13 protein-coding genes and 1 tRNA gene are annotated in these 17,363 nt (G+C 57.7%); 8 read left to right on the forward strand and 6 right to left on the reverse strand.

Features of this window, described 5'->3' with window-relative positions; genetic code table 11:
- Window positions 1-61: 61 nt before the first annotated feature.
- Complete coding sequence (locus ACR0FB_RS01650) at window positions 62-1,465, forward strand: VWA domain-containing protein (RefSeq protein WP_480619438.1); 1,404 nt, start codon at window positions 62-64, stop codon at window positions 1,463-1,465.
- Window positions 1,462-2,691, forward strand: coding sequence for a hypothetical protein (locus tag ACR0FB_RS01655; RefSeq protein WP_480619440.1), 1,230 nt, complete (start codon window positions 1,462-1,464; stop codon window positions 2,689-2,691). Before ACR0FB_RS01650 ends, ACR0FB_RS01655 begins: the two co-directional genes overlap by 4 nt.
- Window positions 2,692-2,694: 3 nt before the next feature.
- Here the strand turns inward: ACR0FB_RS01655 and ACR0FB_RS01660 are convergent, their stop codons facing one another.
- Window positions 2,695-3,375, reverse strand: a complete 681-nt coding sequence (locus ACR0FB_RS01660) for a Crp/Fnr family transcriptional regulator (RefSeq protein WP_171632296.1) — start codon at window positions 3,373-3,375, stop codon at window positions 2,695-2,697.
- Between the two features lie 197 nt (window positions 3,376-3,572).
- Here ACR0FB_RS01660 and ACR0FB_RS01665 point away from each other — a divergent pair, with 197 nt between their 5' ends.
- The 3 genes from ACR0FB_RS01665 to cls all read left to right on the forward strand — a co-directional run bounded on the left by ACR0FB_RS01665 (window position 3,573) and on the right by cls (window position 7,668).
- Window positions 3,573-5,183, forward strand: coding sequence for an arylsulfatase (locus ACR0FB_RS01665; protein WP_245217974.1), 1,611 nt, complete (start codon window positions 3,573-3,575; stop codon window positions 5,181-5,183).
- A gap of 74 nt (window positions 5,184-5,257) precedes the next feature.
- Window positions 5,258-6,232, forward strand: a complete 975-nt coding sequence (locus tag ACR0FB_RS01670; protein WP_480619442.1) for an HAD family hydrolase — start codon at window positions 5,258-5,260, stop codon at window positions 6,230-6,232.
- A 23-nt stretch (window positions 6,233-6,255) separates the two neighbouring features.
- Window positions 6,256-7,668: a cardiolipin synthase gene (gene cls, locus ACR0FB_RS01675; protein WP_480619444.1), complete on the forward strand. Its 1,413-nt coding sequence runs from the start codon at window positions 6,256-6,258 to the stop codon at window positions 7,666-7,668.
- On the opposite strand, the gene ACR0FB_RS01680 is transcribed toward cls, so the two are convergent.
- Window positions 7,665-8,099, reverse strand: coding sequence for a potassium channel family protein (locus tag ACR0FB_RS01680; RefSeq protein ID WP_171723222.1), 435 nt, complete (start codon window positions 8,097-8,099; stop codon window positions 7,665-7,667). The genes cls and ACR0FB_RS01680 overlap by 4 nt on opposite strands.
- A 173-nt stretch (window positions 8,100-8,272) precedes the next feature.
- Here ACR0FB_RS01680 and ACR0FB_RS01685 point away from each other — a divergent pair, with 173 nt between their 5' ends.
- The 3 genes from ACR0FB_RS01685 to ACR0FB_RS01695 are packed head-to-tail and all read left to right on the forward strand — an operon-like array spanning window position 8,273 to window position 12,361.
- Window positions 8,273-8,920, forward strand: coding sequence for an ABC transporter ATP-binding protein (locus ACR0FB_RS01685; protein ID WP_209833037.1), 648 nt, complete (start codon window positions 8,273-8,275; stop codon window positions 8,918-8,920).
- On the forward strand, window positions 8,917-11,331 hold the full coding sequence (locus ACR0FB_RS01690; protein WP_480619446.1) for an ABC transporter permease: 2,415 nt from the start codon (window positions 8,917-8,919) through the stop codon (window positions 11,329-11,331). Before ACR0FB_RS01685 ends, ACR0FB_RS01690 begins: the two co-directional genes overlap by 4 nt.
- On the forward strand, window positions 11,321-12,361 hold the full coding sequence (locus ACR0FB_RS01695) for a lipocalin-like domain-containing protein (RefSeq protein ID WP_480619448.1): 1,041 nt from the start codon (window positions 11,321-11,323) through the stop codon (window positions 12,359-12,361). Before ACR0FB_RS01690 ends, ACR0FB_RS01695 begins: the two co-directional genes overlap by 11 nt.
- A gap of 78 nt (window positions 12,362-12,439) precedes the next feature.
- Here the strand turns inward: ACR0FB_RS01695 and ACR0FB_RS01700 are convergent, their stop codons facing one another.
- The 4 genes from ACR0FB_RS01700 to ACR0FB_RS01715 form a co-directional block, all read right to left on the reverse strand.
- On the reverse strand, window positions 12,440-12,871 hold the full coding sequence (locus tag ACR0FB_RS01700; RefSeq protein ID WP_171632280.1) for a universal stress protein: 432 nt from the start codon (window positions 12,869-12,871) through the stop codon (window positions 12,440-12,442).
- On the reverse strand, window positions 12,868-15,477 hold the full coding sequence (locus tag ACR0FB_RS01705) for a TRAP transporter permease (protein WP_480619450.1): 2,610 nt from the start codon (window positions 15,475-15,477) through the stop codon (window positions 12,868-12,870). Before ACR0FB_RS01705 ends, ACR0FB_RS01700 begins: the two co-directional genes overlap by 4 nt.
- Window positions 15,478-15,576: 99 nt before the next feature.
- On the reverse strand, window positions 15,577-16,545 hold the full coding sequence (locus ACR0FB_RS01710) for a TAXI family TRAP transporter solute-binding subunit (protein WP_152458069.1): 969 nt from the start codon (window positions 16,543-16,545) through the stop codon (window positions 15,577-15,579).
- 591 nt (window positions 16,546-17,136) lie between these two features.
- Window positions 17,137-17,222 (reverse strand) — tRNA-Leu (locus ACR0FB_RS01715).
- Window positions 17,223-17,363 lie beyond the last annotated feature (141 nt).

The raw sequence follows: 17,363 nt of genomic DNA on the forward strand, positions 1-17,363 counted from the left end.
CTATTACCTGCTGCTTCTCATCCCCATCCTTGTGTTGTGGTGGCGGATCAGGCCCAGACCGATGGCAGACACCAAACTGCCATCAGGGATCGCCCCGCACCTTGCAGAGGCCTTGCTGCTGGGCAAGGAAGAAAACAGGCGCATCCAGCCCATTGACGTTGCGCTGATCATTGCGGCGCTTGTCACTTTGGCGGCCTCGGGCCCGACATGGTCGCGCGCGCCCAACCCGTTGATCGCAGACACGGCCCCGTTGGTGATCGCTCTCAAAGTCACCAACAGCATGGAAAGCTCGGATCTTGCGCCATCGCGGCTGGATCGGGCACGGTTCAAGATTTCCGACCTGATCACCGAACGTGCCGGCGCACGTACCGCTTTGATCGCCTATGCAGGAACGCCGCACCGAGTTGCGCCCTTGACCGAAGATGCGAACATACTTCGTCCGTTGCTTGAGGGGTTGACCCCCGCGGTGATGCCGAAGGATGGCGATGCGGCAGCCGATGCGCTTGCGTTGGCTCAGTCCATTCTGGAAGACAGCGACAGCCCTGGGGCGGTGCTGTTTGTATTGGACGATCTTGATCCATCTCAGGTAACGGGGCTAAGCTCCTCTTCTTCTGATATTTTCGTTCTCACCATGCTGCCGGATGGTGGTCGTATCGCGCAGCTGGACAACATCCCCAACGCCTCAGCGGTCGCGTTTTCGGACGACGATCGGGACATCAATCAACTGATGCGCCGCATTCAATCGGCCTATACTGCCGCCCTGGATGACGATGATCGTCTGGACTGGCAGGACAAGGGCTGGATCCTGGCCTGGCCTGCTGCGGTGTTGTCTCTGCTGTGGTTCCGCAAGGGCTGGGTAATTCGTTGGGCGGTTCTGGTTTTGATTGCGTTGCCTTCATCCGGCGCGCGGGCAGAAGGATGGCGAGACTGGTTTTTCACCCCCGACCAACAAGGCCAGATCGCGATGAACCAAAAACGATTTGGCGACGCGGCCGAGATGTTCGAAGACCCATATCACAAGGGATATGCCTATCTCAGGGATGGTCAATACGAAAAGGCGTCGTCCGTGTTTTCCACGCTGGACACGCCGGAAGCTGCGTTTGCCGAAGGTATGGCCCGCATAAAAAACCGCGAGTATCGCCCAGCCGTATCAGCGTTCGAGACCGCCTTGGAACGTCGCCCCGACTGGCCCGAAGCCCAGCAAAATCTCGACCTGTCCAAGGCCATCCTGGATTATGTCGAAACGACGCGTGAACAGTCTGACACAGGGGAAGAGGCTGGCATCGGTGCAGATGATACCGTGTTTGACAACGATGCAGCACGCGGCAGCGACACCACGGTTCAAGCCCCCAAGGACGGGCCACAGTCACTGTCCGCCGACCAGTGGATCAGTATGATCGACACCGACATGCAGGATTTTCTGAGAAACCGTTTCCTTTTGGAAATACAGGAGCAAACTGAATGAGATACCTAGCTGTCTTCATCCTGTTGATGCCGTTGTCAGTGTCCGCACAGAAAAACTCAGCCTATCAACCTCGGGTATCAGTGGACGTCCCGAACGAGGCCGTCATCGTCGGCCAGCCCGCCATCGTCCGCATCAAGGTTCTGGTTCCGACCTTCATGCCGCAGCCGCCTGTATTTCCATCATTGGAGCAACAAAATATCCTGGTTCGCCTGCCAGAGCGAGCTTCTGGTCCGGTAAGCGAAACGGTACACGGAGAAACGTGGTCCGGTGTACAGCGCAGTTATCGACTGTATCCGCTGACATCAGGGCCGGTCGCGTATGATGCGCAAGAGGTTGTCGTGACATTTGCCGACCTGCAGTCCAATGACCCGGTTCAGGTTTCGGTTCAGCTTCCTTCCATACAGCTGAACGCAGAGATCCCCGAGGGCGCTCAAGGTCTTGACCCGCTGATCATCGCAAGTGGTTTCTCTCTTGATCAGAAGCTGGACGGTCCGACCGATATGCAGGCCGGTGATTCCATCACGCGCGAGATAAGCGCGCAGATCTCTGGCACCACGGCCCTGACGATCCCGGCGCTGACGCCGCAGGATCAAAGCCAACAGCTGCGCGCCTATCCCAAGGAACCCCGCTTTTCGGAAACAGAAGACCGGGGCATCCTGTCCGGGCAACGGGTCGAAGAAACCGTGTACATCGCCCAAGACGGGGGCGAAACACAATTGACGGCCGTTTCCATCGACTGGTTCAATCTGGACACCGGTCAGATCGAAACGGCATCACTTCCCTCGACCAAGCTTACACTAGCCCCCCCAAGGCGGCAGCCGCCTGACGCGCAAACCATCATCAAATCAGTTCTTTACCTTGTCATTGTTGTATTCGCATTGTGGACTTTGGGAAGGTTTCTGCGCCCGCGCTATGCAACCTGGAAAACGGAACGGCGCCGCAGGTATCTGGCATCGGAGAAATATGCCGTCGATGCCTTGCGATCCGCTTTAAAATCACGGGATTTGCCCGCGGTTTATCAGGCATTGGATCTTTGGAAATCACGCAGCGCGTACCCCGAGCGTTCTTTGGATCTTGAAAGCAGTCTAATGAATATCGGTGCGGCGCGGTATTCAGCGACGGCTGGCAACAGCCCGGAAGACTGGCAAGCGGCCATGCAACACCTCGGCGCACTGAAAAGCGCAACAGAAAGAAAGAGCGAGTCTTTACCCCCGCTCAACCCTTAGACTTCAACTTTGACAGTTGCTGATCAGCTTGCGCCGGTCGATCAACCGTAGCCGGCCATACCCCAATTCCACAAGGCCCAGATCTGCCAGATGATGCAGATGTCGGTGCAACGTCGGCTGAGATACCGCAACCATTTCAGCAAGTTCTTCCTGAGACACAATAATCCATCCGTCCGAACTCAAAGCGCCTTCGTCAAGGTGCAACAGACGCAGCACAAGGCGCTTTTCAGACCCCGTAACCGCAAGATTGGCCATGATGCGCAGTGCAGTCTTCATGTTTTCATGCGTCAATGCATAGAAATCACGGATGTATTCCGGGTTTGTCTGAATCATGCGTTCTACCCGCGAGCCGGGAAAAAACAAGGTGCGGGTCTTTTGCGTTGCCACGACGCTGACCAGTCGTTTGGCTTCGGCAAACAGCGCAAGATCCCCGATCCAGAATCCTGATCCATCCTGATGCAATACGAATTCCTGTCCATCATCGGCAGGTGCCGTGATCTGAAGCGCGCCTGCGAGCACCGCATGAATACCGTTGGCGCGGTCGCCGTGGTGGTACAGGGTTTCTCCGGAATCGAAGGTTCTTTGAATTGCGCATGTCATAAGATCGCTCTGAAACTTTGAATCGCGCGTGCCAAACCAGTCGGTCTTGGCCAAAATCCGCATATCGTCATCAGAATCAAACATTTGTATCTTTCAAAGTGATCATATGATAAGTTTTCGATGCGTTTCATCGCGTAAAATAGCTGTGTTCACTGCCCGAACAAGAAATTGTTTTTATTCGGGCAATCAAAAACTTGCTTGCAGCTTCAAGTATAAGCTAGCGGCTTCAACTAAATTTCAATTTTCCGAGTCATTAAGGCTCGACTGATCAGGAGCACTTCATGTCTTCTCCACGAATGATTGCAGATAATTGGCGTAGAACACTGCGCCGGTTCGCAGTGGCGACCGTAACTGTCGCCCTTGCCGTGCCCGCCTGGGCGCAGGATCAAAAGCCCAATATTCTTGTGATATGGGGCGACGATATCGGTCAATCCAACATCTCGGCCTATACCATGGGTCTAATGGGATATCAGACACCCAATATCGACAGGGTTGCCAAAGAAGGCATGATCTTTACCGATTACTACGGTGAACAATCCTGTACCGCCGGCCGTTCGTCATACATCATGGGGCAATCCGTGTTCCGCACCGGTCTGTCCAAAGTCGGCCTGCCCGGGGCAGATCTTGGAATGCAGGTTGAAGACCCAACTATCCCGGGACTTCTCAAAGACCACGGCTATGTGACCGGTCAATTCGGCAAAAACCACCTTGGTGACAAGGATGAGCATCTTCCGACAAATCACGGATTTGATGAGTTTTTTGGCAATCTTTACCACCTGAATGCCGAGGAAGAACCGGAAAACGAAGACTATCCGGGTGATCGCGTTCTGGCGGATGGGCGCACCTTCCGCGAGGCCTATGGCCCGCGCGGCGTCATCAAATCCAAATCCGATGGCACGATCGAAGACACCGGACCGTTGACCCGCAAGCGTATGGAAACCGTGGATGACGAAACTGTGGCCGCGGCCATCGACTTCATCAAGCGGGCGCATGAGCAAGGTCAACCCTTCTATGTCTGGTGGAACGGTACCCGCATGCACTTCCGCACCCACGTAAAAGACGAGATGCGCGCCAAGGCCAATGAGTTGTCGGGGCGGGTCGCTGATGAATACACCGCCGGTATGATCGAACACGACATGCATGTTGGGCAGCTGCTGGATCTGCTGGACGAGCTTGGCATCGCTGACAACACGATCGTCCACTATTCCACTGACAACGGTCCCCACATGAACACCTGGCCGGATGCGGCTGCCACGCCGTTCTGGGGCGAGAAGAATACCAACTGGGAGGGTGGCTGGCGCGTTCCGTCGATGGTGCGCTGGCCGGGCAAGATCGAGGCCGGATCAGTCACCAACGAGATCGTTCATCACATGGACTGGCTGCCCACTTACCTCGCCGTGGCCGGCGATCCGGACATCAAGGAAAAGCTGAAGGCCGGCTACAGCTCATCGGGCATGGGTCGCGACTACAAGGTGCACCTTGATGGTTACAACATTCTGCCGCTGCTGACTGGTGAAACTGCGGCAAGCCCCCGGAAAGAAATCTTCTATTTCTCGGATGATGGTGACCTCACGGCGCTGCGCTTCGAAGACTGGAAGCTCATCTTCCTGGAGCAGAAAGCCTGGGCCACGTTGCGTGCCTGGATCGAGCCATGGACCGAACTGCGCATCCCGCTGATCATCAACCTGCGCCGCGATCCGTATGAACGCGCGTACCGCACGTCCAACACCTATTACGATTGGCTGTTGGACCGGGCCTATTTCCTTGTGCCCGCCCAGCAATACGTTGGCAATTTCCTCAGCACGTTCGAGGAGTTCCCGCCACGTCAGAAAGCAGCCAGCTTCAACCTGGATCAGGTCATGGAGAAGCTGACAACGCCGACCAACAACTAGGCCCGGCGGCCCCACGCTGTAGGCCGCCCTGCGCAGGGCGGCCTTTTTTCAACACAACAGTTATCGAGAGCTTCATGAAACACGTTCTTTTAGGTGCTTTTCTGACCTGTGTTCCCATATCCCTGCTCGCTGATCCGCTGCCCAGTTGGAACGCCACAGCGGCAAAAGAGGCGATCCTTGAATTCGTGTCCAGTGTTACTGACGCAGAAGGACCTGACTATGTGACACCTTCAGATCGGATCGCGGTATTTGACAATGACGGCACACTCTGGGCCGAACAGCCGGTTTATTTCCAGTTTATCTTTGCCATGGATCGACTTTCTGAACTGGCTGAACAAGATCCTTCGATCTTGTCCACACCCGCTTTGAAAGCCGCTGCCGAAGGTGATTTAGCAACGGTTCTTCAAGGCGGCCACGATGCGTTGATCGAAGTTGTTAACGCCTCGCATTCCGGAACCAGCGTCGAGGCGTTTCAGGCCGAAGTTGCGCAATGGCTGGCCAAGGCCCGACACCCGGACACCGGATTGCCCTATGACCAGATGACCTATCAGCCCATGGTCGAACTGTTGCGCTATCTTCGGGACGAAGGGTTCAAGACCTATATCGTCTCGGGCGGCGGTGTTCATTTCATGCGGGTCTTCGCGGAACAGGCCTATGGCATTCCGCCGGAACAGGTTCTGGGCACCTATGGAAACTCGACATTCGAAGACGTCGATGGCGTTCCGACTGTCATCAAGGCCCCCGGGATTGCCTTCATCGACGACAAGGAAGGCAAACCCATCAACATCGAACGCACGATCGGCAAACGCCCCATTCTGGCCGGAGGAAACTCAGACGGCGATTTCGCCATGCTGAATTGGACAACCTCGGGTAGCAGACCACGGCTGGGTGTTCTGCTCCACCATACGGATGCCGAACGTGAGTGGGCCTATGATCGGGAAAGTCCGATTGGGCGGTTGGTTGACGGTCTGGATCAGGGGCCGGACAAAGGCTGGATCATCGTCGATATGGCGAAAGACTGGTCGCGGGTCTACACTGGAGGAAACTGAACGACCCGAAAGACTTACCGCCCATGTGGACTTTGCTTGTATCCATCTTTGTTTTTGCGTTGTACGCAACCGCAGTTGTGTTTTCGGTGCGCGCGGCACAAACCGCGCGCACACCGCAAGGAGCCGTTGGCTGGGTGGTCTTTTTGGTATCGGCGCCAATCTTTGCGGTTCCGATGTACCTGTTTCTGGGGCATCACAGGTTTCGCGGCTATCGCATCTCGCGCCAACAAAGCGAACGGGTCGTCGAAGGCATCAAGACCTTTGCCGACTATTCCAGGCCTGATCCGACAACGATGTCGATCAATCCACGACCATTCGAATTTCTGGCTCATCTTCCGGTATCCAGTGGCAATGGCGCTCAGCTTCTGATCGATGGTCAGGCAACGTTTGACGCCATTTTCCAGTCGATAGACGAGGCCAGGAACTATATCCTGATCCAGTTCTATATCGTCAGAGACGATGCCTTGGGCCGAAAACTTCAGACCAAGCTGATCGAGGCTGCGAAACGTGGGGTGCATGTCCGTTTCATGACCGATGCCGTCGGCAGCTATGGATTGGAAAACACCTATCTGGACACGATGCGCGATGCGGGTATCGACGTCGCCGACCCGCGCGAGCAACGCGGGCCAAATTTCAGGTTTCAGCTGAATTACCGGAACCATCGCAAAACCGTCGTCATCGACGGTGAAACAGGTTTTATCGGCGGTCACAACGTGGGCGTTGAATATCTGGGAGAAGACCCGCATTTCGGCCATTGGCGCGACACGCATATCAAGATGACCGGCCACATCGTCCGGCAATTGCAGCTCATCTTCACTGAAGACTGGCACTGGGCCCGCGATGAAGACCTGATTGACGACCTCGACTGGGCAGGCAGCGAGGCCGAGCAGGACATGAATGCCCTATTGGTGGCCACCGGACCCGGAGATGAAACCGAAACCGGCGCCATGATGTTCTTTTCGGCCATCGCCGAGGCGAAAGAAAGATTGTGGATTGCCTCGCCCTATTTTGTGCCCGACATCGACGTCATGACCGCATTGCAACATGCAGCGATGCGCGGTGTGGACGTGCGCATCCTTGTGCCCGATATCATAGACCATCGGCTGCCATGGCTGGCTGCTTTTGCCTATTTCGACGAAATCCGCGACTGCGGCGTACGCGTGTTCCGATATACGGACGGTTTCATGCACCAGAAGGTTTTCGTGGTTGACGACACGCTGGCTGCGGTCGGCACGACCAATCTGGACAACCGGTCCTTCCGGCTGAACTTCGAAGCGATGGCCCTGTTTTTTGATGCCCGAGCAGCCTTGGCAGTTGATCACATGCTGCGCGCGGATTTCGAGGCAAGCTATGAGTTGACGCGCAGTCTGGCCCAGCAACCTGCCCATGTCCGGTTTGGCGCCCCGTTGGCGCGGTTGTTTGCGCCTATCCTTTAGGAAAAGAACTTTTCTTGAAAAACGCGCGTCATCATCGCCACCAGGTAAGCGGTCGACAGACCAAAGGCCAGAAGACCAGCAACCGCGGCAAAAGACCCAAAAATTCGCAACCCTTCGCCCAAAACGATATCGCCGTATCCCAGGGTCGTGAACGTCACCAGTGAGAAATAGATGGCCGAGTTCCAATCCGGCAGAACCTCAAGCAACACCCAGACGATGGCCCAAATCCAGACCTGAATCGTGTGCGTCGCGACAATAAAGGCCAAAGATACCGCGATCGGTGCTGCCGTACCAAAGAACACCCCCTTGGCCGACCATTTTTCATCCCACTTGATGATCGTGACGGTACACCAGGTTAACAAAAGAATCTCGACCAAGAAGCAGAGCGCCAGAAATGTACTGCCCCAAACGATCTGATGCAGCAACGTCATGTTTTTCATCCCGATTTACGACAGTGTACCGTCCGGGCAGAATGACCCGTTGAGGTGCAGGGCACAACCCCGGCGATCGTGAAGAACGCCTGCGGCGAATGGAACCGAGTGCGGGTCCGCACTGGACAGTTTGGAATTCCGTCGCACATCCTTGGAAGAAAAAAGGCCAGACCATGCTGTTGACCATCGACCGTGTTCAGAAAACCTATCCCGGCGGGCGCCCGGTTCTGCGCGACGTGTCGCTGACACTGGATGAAGGGCAGACACTGGCCCTGACCGGCGAAAGCGGCAGTGGCAAAAGCACTCTGCTGAACCTTGCCGCAGCGCTTGACTGTTTCGACAGCGGTGAAATCATCTTGAACCGAACCCCTCTGTCCCATCTGGACGATGCCGGGCGGGCCGAATTGCGGCGCAGTCAGCTTTCGTTGGTGTTTCAGCAGTTCAATCTGATCCCTTCGCTGACCGTTGCGCAGAACCTTTCTTTTCACGCCCGCCTTGCCGGCGCCGAGGATGCCGGGTGGACCGCGCATCTGACCGAACGCTTGGGCCTGTCCGATCTTTTGGACCGATATCCCGAAAACCTGTCCGGCGGGCAACAGCAGCGGGTGGCGATTGGTCGTGCCATGGCAGCGCGTCCGAAACTGCTGCTGGCGGATGAGCCCACGGGCAATCTGGATGAAACCGCCAGCGCAAGGGTTCTGGATCTGATGTTGGCCTTGGTGGCTGATACCGGCGCAGCGCTTCTGTTGGTCACGCATTCCCAACAGATTGCAGCCCGACTGGATCGAACCGTCCAGCTCTGCGGTGGTTGTATCCAATGACACGCGCCGTCATTCAGGCTTTGATGTCACACTGGCGGGTGCACTGGTTGCAACTGGCGACGCTTTTGACAGGCATCGCGTTGGCCACCGGTCTCTGGTCCGCGGTTCAGGCCATCAATGCCGAAGCGCGCGCCAGCTATGCCCGGGCCAACGCGCAGCTTGCCCTTGGGCAGTTCGACGAGCTGCGCGATCCTTTCGGTCTGATTCCGGTTTCTCGTTACGTAGATCTGCGTCGTGCTGGCTGGCAGGTGGCGGCCGTTCTGGAGGGCCCCTATCGAATCCGGGGCCGCACATTGCGCCTGATGGGTGTGGACATGGTCGCCTACCCGGCCCTGCCTGCCGTCACCGAAGCCGACCAAAGCACCGCGCCGACTGAGCCGGCAGACATGCTGACCGCTCCGGGGCGGCTTCTGGTCGCGGCAGAGCTGGCGCCGCTGTTGCGCGACCAGAACAACCTTCCGCCGGTTTCGTTCACCACGGCGCTGCCACCGGACGTTATTCTGACGGATATCGGCACAGCCGAAGCCCTGCTGAACCAAACCGATTTCATCTCGCGACTCATTGTGTTGCCGGATCAGCCGCGTGATCGGCCACCTTTGGCCGAAATCGCGCCCGAACTGGAGCGCGCCAGCCCATCCTCGCAAGTCGATACTGCTCGGTTGACTGACAGTTTTCACCTGAACCTGTCGGCTTTTGGCCTGCTGTCCTTTGCCGTTGGCCTGTTCATCGTGAACGGCACCGTCGGGCTGGCTTTTGCCCAACGCCGAGGCATGATCCGCACCCTGCGTGCGCTGGGCGTTTCGATGCGGCGGCTGGTCTTCCTGATCCTGACCGAACTGACGGGGCTGGCCCTGATCGGTGGAACCTTGGGGCTGCTTCTTGGGTTCTTTCTGGCTGGAGCGTTGTTGCCCGATGTCGCGGCAACCCTTCGCGGCCTGTATGGTGCGCCCGTGACCGGACAGCTGACATTGCACCCCCATTGGGTGTTTGCCGGGATGGCGATGGCTGTCTGCGGCACCTTGTTTGCCAGTGGCCATGCGCTGTGGCGATTGTCTCGTATGCCCCTGCTGGCGGGGCCCGGTGTGCAAGCCTGGCAGGGCAATGCCGGCACACGTCGTGTGACAGGTTTGCTCGGCTTGTCCCTGATCCTCGGCGGTGTCATCGCCTATCTCGGCATCGGTGGGCTGGTTGCCGGTTTCGTGCTGTTGGCCGGATTGCTGACGGGTGCCGCGCTTTTGTTGCCGGCGCTTCTGACCTTTGCGCTTTCGGTCTTTGGCAACAGGTCCCGTGGCGCCGTCGCGCAGTGGGTCTGGGCCGACATGCGGGCACAATTGCCCGGGCTGTCGCTTGCCCTGATGGCCCTGTTGCTTGCGCTTGCGGCAAATATCGGTGTGGGTACAATGGTTTCAAGTTTCCGGCTGACCTTTGTCGGCTGGCTCGACCAGCGCCTGACCTCAGAGCTGTATCTGACCGTCCGTGACGAAGAACAGGGTCGCGAGATCACGGATTGGCTGCGGCCACAGGTCGACGCCATCCTTCCAATTCGCAACATGGAACTGTCGCACGAAACGGGCCCCCTGTTTCTGTACGGGGTCATTGACGATCCGGTCTATCGGCAACACTGGCCCTTGATATCGGCAAACTCGACCGTATGGGACGACGTGATGGCCGGAGACGCGGTTCTGATCAACGAACAACTGGCACGGCGCGCGAACCTATGGCCCGGAGATACGCTGACACTGTCCCCGGCTCACACGCTGACCATCGCTGGGGTTTATTCGGATTATGGAAACCCAACCGGGCAAGCCATAGTGTCGATGAGCCAACTTGACCGGATCGCACCAGGGGCCGAAACCCGACGGTTTGGCGTCCGTTTGAACCCCGAACAGGCGACTGAAATGGCGCAGACATTGCGCGAGCGGTTTGCCCTGCCGCGTCAGGCCGTGGTCCAGCAGGCCGCCATGAAGGCGCAATCATTGGCAATCTTCGAAAAGACCTTTGTCGTGACATCGGCGCTCAATGTTCTAACCCTCGGTGTGGCGGGATTTGCCATACTCACCAGCCTGCTGACCCTGTGGACCCAGCGCTTGCCTCAGATTGCTCCGGTATGGGCGCTAGGACTGAACCGGGCGCAACTGGCGCGGCTGGAGCTTTTGCGCAGCGTGCTGCTCGCGGCTCTGACCGCGAGCCTGGCGTTGCCGCTTGGTCTGATTCTCGCCTGGGTTCTGTTGGCGGTGATCAATGTGCAAGCCTTTGGCTGGCGGTTGCCGATGTTCGTGTTTCCCTGGGATTGGTTGTGGCTGTTCCTGTTGACCCTGCTGGCCGCCCTGGTTGCAGCGGCCCTGCCCGCGCTGCGCATGTTGCGTCTGCCCCCTGCCGATTTGCTGAAGGTGTTCGCCAATGAACGTTAAAACCCTTTTGGCCGTTCTCGTGTTTTTGTGCCCATCGCCTCTTTGGGCGCAGGGCTTTGCAGGTCTTGGAGGGTCGGCGGAAGGGTTCGAGGTTCCGCAGGCGGGCTTTGAATTCGACTTTCCCAAAGACCACGGGCCTCATCCCGCCTATCGGATCGAATGGTGGTATCTGACGGCCAACCTCAAAGGCGAGGACGGGCGTGACTATGGCATCCAATGGACCCTTTTCCGGTCGGCCCTGAAACCGTTTGAAACAGATGGATGGCACAGCCCGCAGATCTGGATGGGCCATGCGGCTGTCACCACGCCTGACACCCACTATTTTGCCGAACGCCTGTCGCGTGGGGGGATTGGGCAGGCAGGTGTTGCGGTGCAACCGTTCGAGGCTTGGATCGACGAATGGCGCATGGCCGGACCGGATATGGATACCCTGACCTTGACCGCGAACGGGGCTGATTTCGGGTACGATCTTGCGCTGAGCGCACAAGGCCCGTTGGTGTTTCATGGCCAAGCGGGCTATTCTGTCAAATCCGCCGACGGGCAAGCCAGCTATTACTATTCGCAACCCTTTTATTCAGTCGAAGGCGTACTGCACCTGCCGGATGGCGATATGCGCGTCACCGGTCAGGGCTGGCTGGACCGGGAATGGTCTTCGCAACCCCTGGCCGAGGATCAAACCGGCTGGGATTGGTTTTCGCTCAGCTTCGAGGACGGGGACAAGCTGATGGCCTTTCGACTGCGCGGTGGTCGCGGCGATTTCACTTCGGCTACATGGATCAATTCAGACGGCAGCACCGATGCCATCCCCGACGGATCCGTCAGGCTTGAGCCGCTTGCGACCGATCAGGTGGCAGGGCGCGACATCCCGACGCAATGGCGCGTCGTGCTTGCGGACCGAGGCATCGACGTCAAGGTATCCGCCCTGACACCGGACGCCTGGATGGGGACACGTTTTGAATATTGGGAAGGTCCGGTCACGGTCACCGGCAGCCACGAGGGCGTTGGGTATCTCGAGATGACGGGCTACTGACCTGGCTGCGGGAGCCCGAACGGCGGCAGGCGACCGTCGGGGCTCCGGCACCTCTGTGCACGGCATCTGCTTTTCGCGTCAGCGCACCACGTAAACCGAGACGTTGGAATGTCGCACCACGCGTGCCGCATTCGGGCCCAGCAGGTAATCCTTGAAATCCGGCTTGTGGGCTCCGATTACGATTAAATCAGAGCCGGCACTTTCGGCCGTCTTCAAAATCTCCTGATAAGCTGTTCCTGTCGCAACCACATGGCGGATGGTTTCGTTGCGCTCGGCCCCCAGGGCCGATACGCACAGCGCCGTCAGTTTGGCCTGCGCTTCCTCCAACGCCTTGTCGTGAAAACCGGATTCGAAAAACCCCGAAACCCAGCTTTCCCCGAAATCGGGCAGCACTGTCACCACGTCAAGTTGCGCCCCTTCCATATCCGCCAGCGCGGCTGCTTTTTTCAGAACCGGTGCATCAATCTCGCCATTGCTGATATCAACGGCACACAGAACGGAACGTGTCATGCGAGCACCTCTTGTCTGGCGGCACGGCCGCGTTGCAGAAAAGCGATCAGACCCAGCAGGATCAGCGCCGGGAAATAGACCAGTTGCTTCGGAGGCTGGCTGGACGGCAGGCTGGCCGAGCTCAGACGCACGGCCTCGTCACCATAATAGTCAAAGTTGGCCAGATCTTCGGCAACCGGTGATCCAAACATCGGCTCGTCAAGTTTGACAAGGCCATCCTCTTCGAGCAACAGCAGCCCCATGGCATCGACGCGCGCTTCACCGCCTTCTTCGGATCCGACTGGCACGACAACCGTGGTGTCCACCATCTTGCCGGTATCAAAATCCGGCCCGCTGATCACCATGCGAACCTCGGTTCCCGGTGGAGTCTGGCCGATGGTTTCGACAAACGCCGCAGGCTCGACCGAAGTGTATGGAGGCGCGATGCGATCCATGAAGAAATCCGGCCTGAACAGGGCGAAGGCCACGGCGATCAGCGCGATACTTTCGTAGATGCGGCTGTGGGTCAGGAAGTACCCCATGGTGCCTGCCGTGAAGACAAGGATCGCTATCGTCGCGAAAATCGCCACTATGATCCCTTCGACCCATGTCACATCGATCAGCAGAAGATCGGTGTTGAAAATGAACACGAAGGGCAGCGCCACGGTGCGCAGGCTGTAGAAGAAGGCCGTGAAACCGGTTTTGATCGCATCACCGCCCGACACGGCCGCGGCGGCAAAACTGGCCAGCCCGACCGGAGGTGTCACGTCGGCCATGATCCCGAAATAGAACACGAACAGGTGGACAGCGATCAATGGAACGATCAGCCCGCTTTGGGCGCCCAACTCAACAACCACACCGGCCATCAAAGAGCTGACAACGATATAGTTCGCGGTTGTCGGCAGACCCATGCCCAAGATCAGGCTGAGCAGCCCGACCATGACCAGCATCAGGATCAGATTGCCACCCGACAGGAACTCGACCAGATCGGCCATAACCTGACCAACCCCCGTCAACGTGACGGTTCCCACGATCACGCCCGCGGTTGCCGTGGCAAGCGCGATACCGATCATGTTGCGTGCCCCGTCGATCAGACCTTGCCACAGGTCGGCAACACCATCGATGAAAGTGTTGTACAGGTTGCTCTGCCCGCGGAACATCGCTTTCAGCGGCTTCTGCGTCAGCAGGATGACAAACAGCAACGATGTGGCCCAGAAGGCGGACAGGCCCGGTGATTTCTGTTCGATCATCAGGAAATAGACCAGCACGATGATCGGCAGCAGGTAATGCAGGCCAGCTTTGTAGATATCGGCGATGACCGGAAGCGTAACCTCTTTGGCGTTAGGGTCGTCGGGTTCCAGGTCAGGCACCTGCGCCGCCAGATAAAGCAGTGCGACATAGACCGCGCAGATAATTAGGCTGAGCACGATCCCAGCGGCCGACGGCACCCAGCTTGTCACGGCATCCACCGGGAATTGTGAGCCATAGCAAAGACCTGCAAACACCAGGAAAAAGCCCAGCATCCCAACTACGGTCCGCGCCAGATGCACATCGCGGTCGCCCAGCGTGGGCATGTTCCGCTTCACGGCCTCAAGGTGCACGATGTAAACCAGTGCGATGTAGGAAATCGCAGCCGGCAGGAAGGCATGGGTGATCACCTCGACATAAGAGATGCCCACATATTCCACCATCAGGAATGCAGCGGCCCCCATCACCGGCGGCATGATCTGCCCGTTGACCGAGCTGGCAACCTCGACCGAGCCCGCTTGTTCACTGCTGAACCCGACGCGCTTCATCAGCGGGATGGTGAAGGTACCGGTGGTAACAACATTGGCAATCGACGAGCCCGAGATCAGGCCGGTCGCAGCCGAGCCCACAACCGCTGCCTTGGCCGGACCACCACGCAGGTGGCCCAGGGCCCCAAAGGCCATCTTGATAAAGTAGTTCCCTGCCCCGGCTTTATCCAGCAATGCGCCAAACAGCACGAACAGGAAGACGAATTTCGTGGAAACACCCAATGCGATACCAAACACGCCCTCGGACGTGATCCACATGTGGCTCATCGCCTTTTTCAGGCTCGCGCCCTTCCAGCGGATAACTTCGGGCACCCATTCCGAGGCACCGAAGAAGACATAGGCCAAAAATATGGTCGCGATAATTGCCATGGCAGGGCCAAGCGCACGGCGCGCGGCCTCGAACAACAGCACCAGGCCAAGCAACGCAACCCATTTGTCAGTGTCGTCGGCCAAACCGCCCGCATTGACGATCTTGTCATAGAAGAAATAGCCGTACAGCGCGACGAACGCGCCCACCAATCCCATGATCCAATCCTGAACCGGAATATAGTTCCGGGGGCTGGATTTGAGCGCCGGATAGGCCGCAAAGGCCAGAAACAAAGCAAAAGCCAGATGGAATTGCCGTGCATTGTTCACGACGCTTCCGGGCAAGACATAATTCGCCAAGGGCGAAGCCAGAACAACTTGAAATATCGACCAGATCGCGGCCACGACCGCCAGGAAAACGCCCACGTTCCCGACCGGATTTCGCCCTCCTGCGTCAGAAGATGCAACCAGATCCTGAAGCTCTTCTTCGGAAAGCGGACGATTGGATTGAGTGTCGGAATTCATCAAATGTCTCCCCGTCGCGGCCATTGTTCGGCCTTCTGAAATCCCGTTTCACACGGGTTTTGTGCAGGGCGCCCTTGGGCACCCTGCGTCAGGTCTGGTTTACTGAATCCAGCCTTTTTCTTTGTAGTACTTCTCGGCACCCGGATGCAGCGGAGCCGACAGGCCATCCGCAATCATCTCTTCGGGCTTCAGGTTCGCAAACGCCGGGTGCAGCTTTTTGAAGTCATCGAAGTTTTCAAAGACCGAGCTGACGACCGCGTAAACCGCATCTTCCGATACATCGGCCGAGGTCACGAAGGTCGCGCCCACACCAAAGGTCGAGGTGTCTTCGTCAGACCCACGGTACATGCCACCGGGAATGGTTGCCTTGCGGTAGAACGAGTTTTCGTTGACCAGCTTGTCCACGGCCTCACCGCTGACGTTCACCAGAACCGAGTCACATGCGGTGGTGGCTTCCTGAATCGAACCCGAGGGGTGGCCAACAGTGTAAACCATTGCGTCGATCTGGTTGTCGCACAGGGCCGCCGACTGTTCAGCCGCTTTCAGCTCGGTCGCCAGTTCGAAATCGTCTGTGGTCCAGCCCATTTCGCCCAGCAGGACTTCCATGGTGCCGCGCTGACCGGAACCGGGGTTGCCGATGTTGACGCGCTTGCCCTTCAGGTCTTCAAAGTTGGTGATGCCGGAATCGGCGCGAGCCACCACGGTGAAGGGTTCGGGGTGCACCGAGAACACGGCGCGCAGACCTTCGAACGGGCCGGCTTCTTCGAATTTTGAGGTGCCGTTATAGGCGTGGTACTGCCAGTCGGACTGGGCCACACCAAACTCCAGCTCGCCTTCGCGGATGGTGTTGATGTTGTAAACTGAACCACCGGTCGATTCGACCGAGCAGCGCACGCCGTGCTCTTTCCGGCCTTTGTTGACCAGACGACAGATCGCGCCGCCGGTCGGATAGTAAACGCCGGTGACACCACCGGTACCGATCGTAATGAACTCTTCGGCATAGGCCGCCGGAGCCAGAAGGGCTGCGGTGACGAAGGCGCCGACGCTCAGTTTGCTGCTGTTTTTCATCTGTTAACTCCCACTTTTTTTGTCTGGCAGTTGGAAATCAAGTTTGATCACCTGCTCAGGGAAGCGTGCCGATAATACAAACCGGCCCGCATCGCAACGGCTCCAAATCTTTGAATTTCCCAATTTCTCCCAACCCTTTCGAGGTTTCATTCAGATACTCGCAATGTCAAGGCCGGCGCCGGTCAGACCTGCGCCAATTCGCATATATGAGCATAAATCCCGAACTTTCCCCATCAGTTCACAGCGAGCCGTCCGGGTTCATGCGGTCACTCCAAATCCAAAACGAGACCTCATTCCCGGCGCTAATCACCGCGAAACAGAGCGAACCGCGTTTCGGATAAGGAGGCAGGGCAAGTCACGGTTGTACGTTTCGACGAATCTGACAAAGGCACTTCAATACCAACTCGGTTCACGATCCATCCTTGCGGGGACCTGATCACCTGTCTGCTAATGCAGGCCAAGAACGTTGTGGCACTGGTGGCTCGTTACGGAGGACCACAAACAAGAGATGCAGATCAAGTTTGCGGATCATCACCTTGATAACGGCGCCCCGCCCTTGGGACGGACGTTGTTCTGAGTTTGTCGGAACTGTGGTGCCCAAGGAGAGACTCGAACTCTCACGCCCGTGAAGGCGGGGGATTTTGAATCCCCTGCGTCTACCATTCCGCCACTTGGGCCACGAACACTGGATTAGCGCCCATCCAAGCGAAGGTCCAGAGGCAAAAACCATCCAATATTCCATTTGTTTCGCCCTCGGCTGTTGACGGTCCATCGGGCGCATGGTTTGGCTGGGTTTCAGACCGAAAACGGGATTTGAG

This window comes from Ruegeria sp. P10, assembly GCF_056534925.1.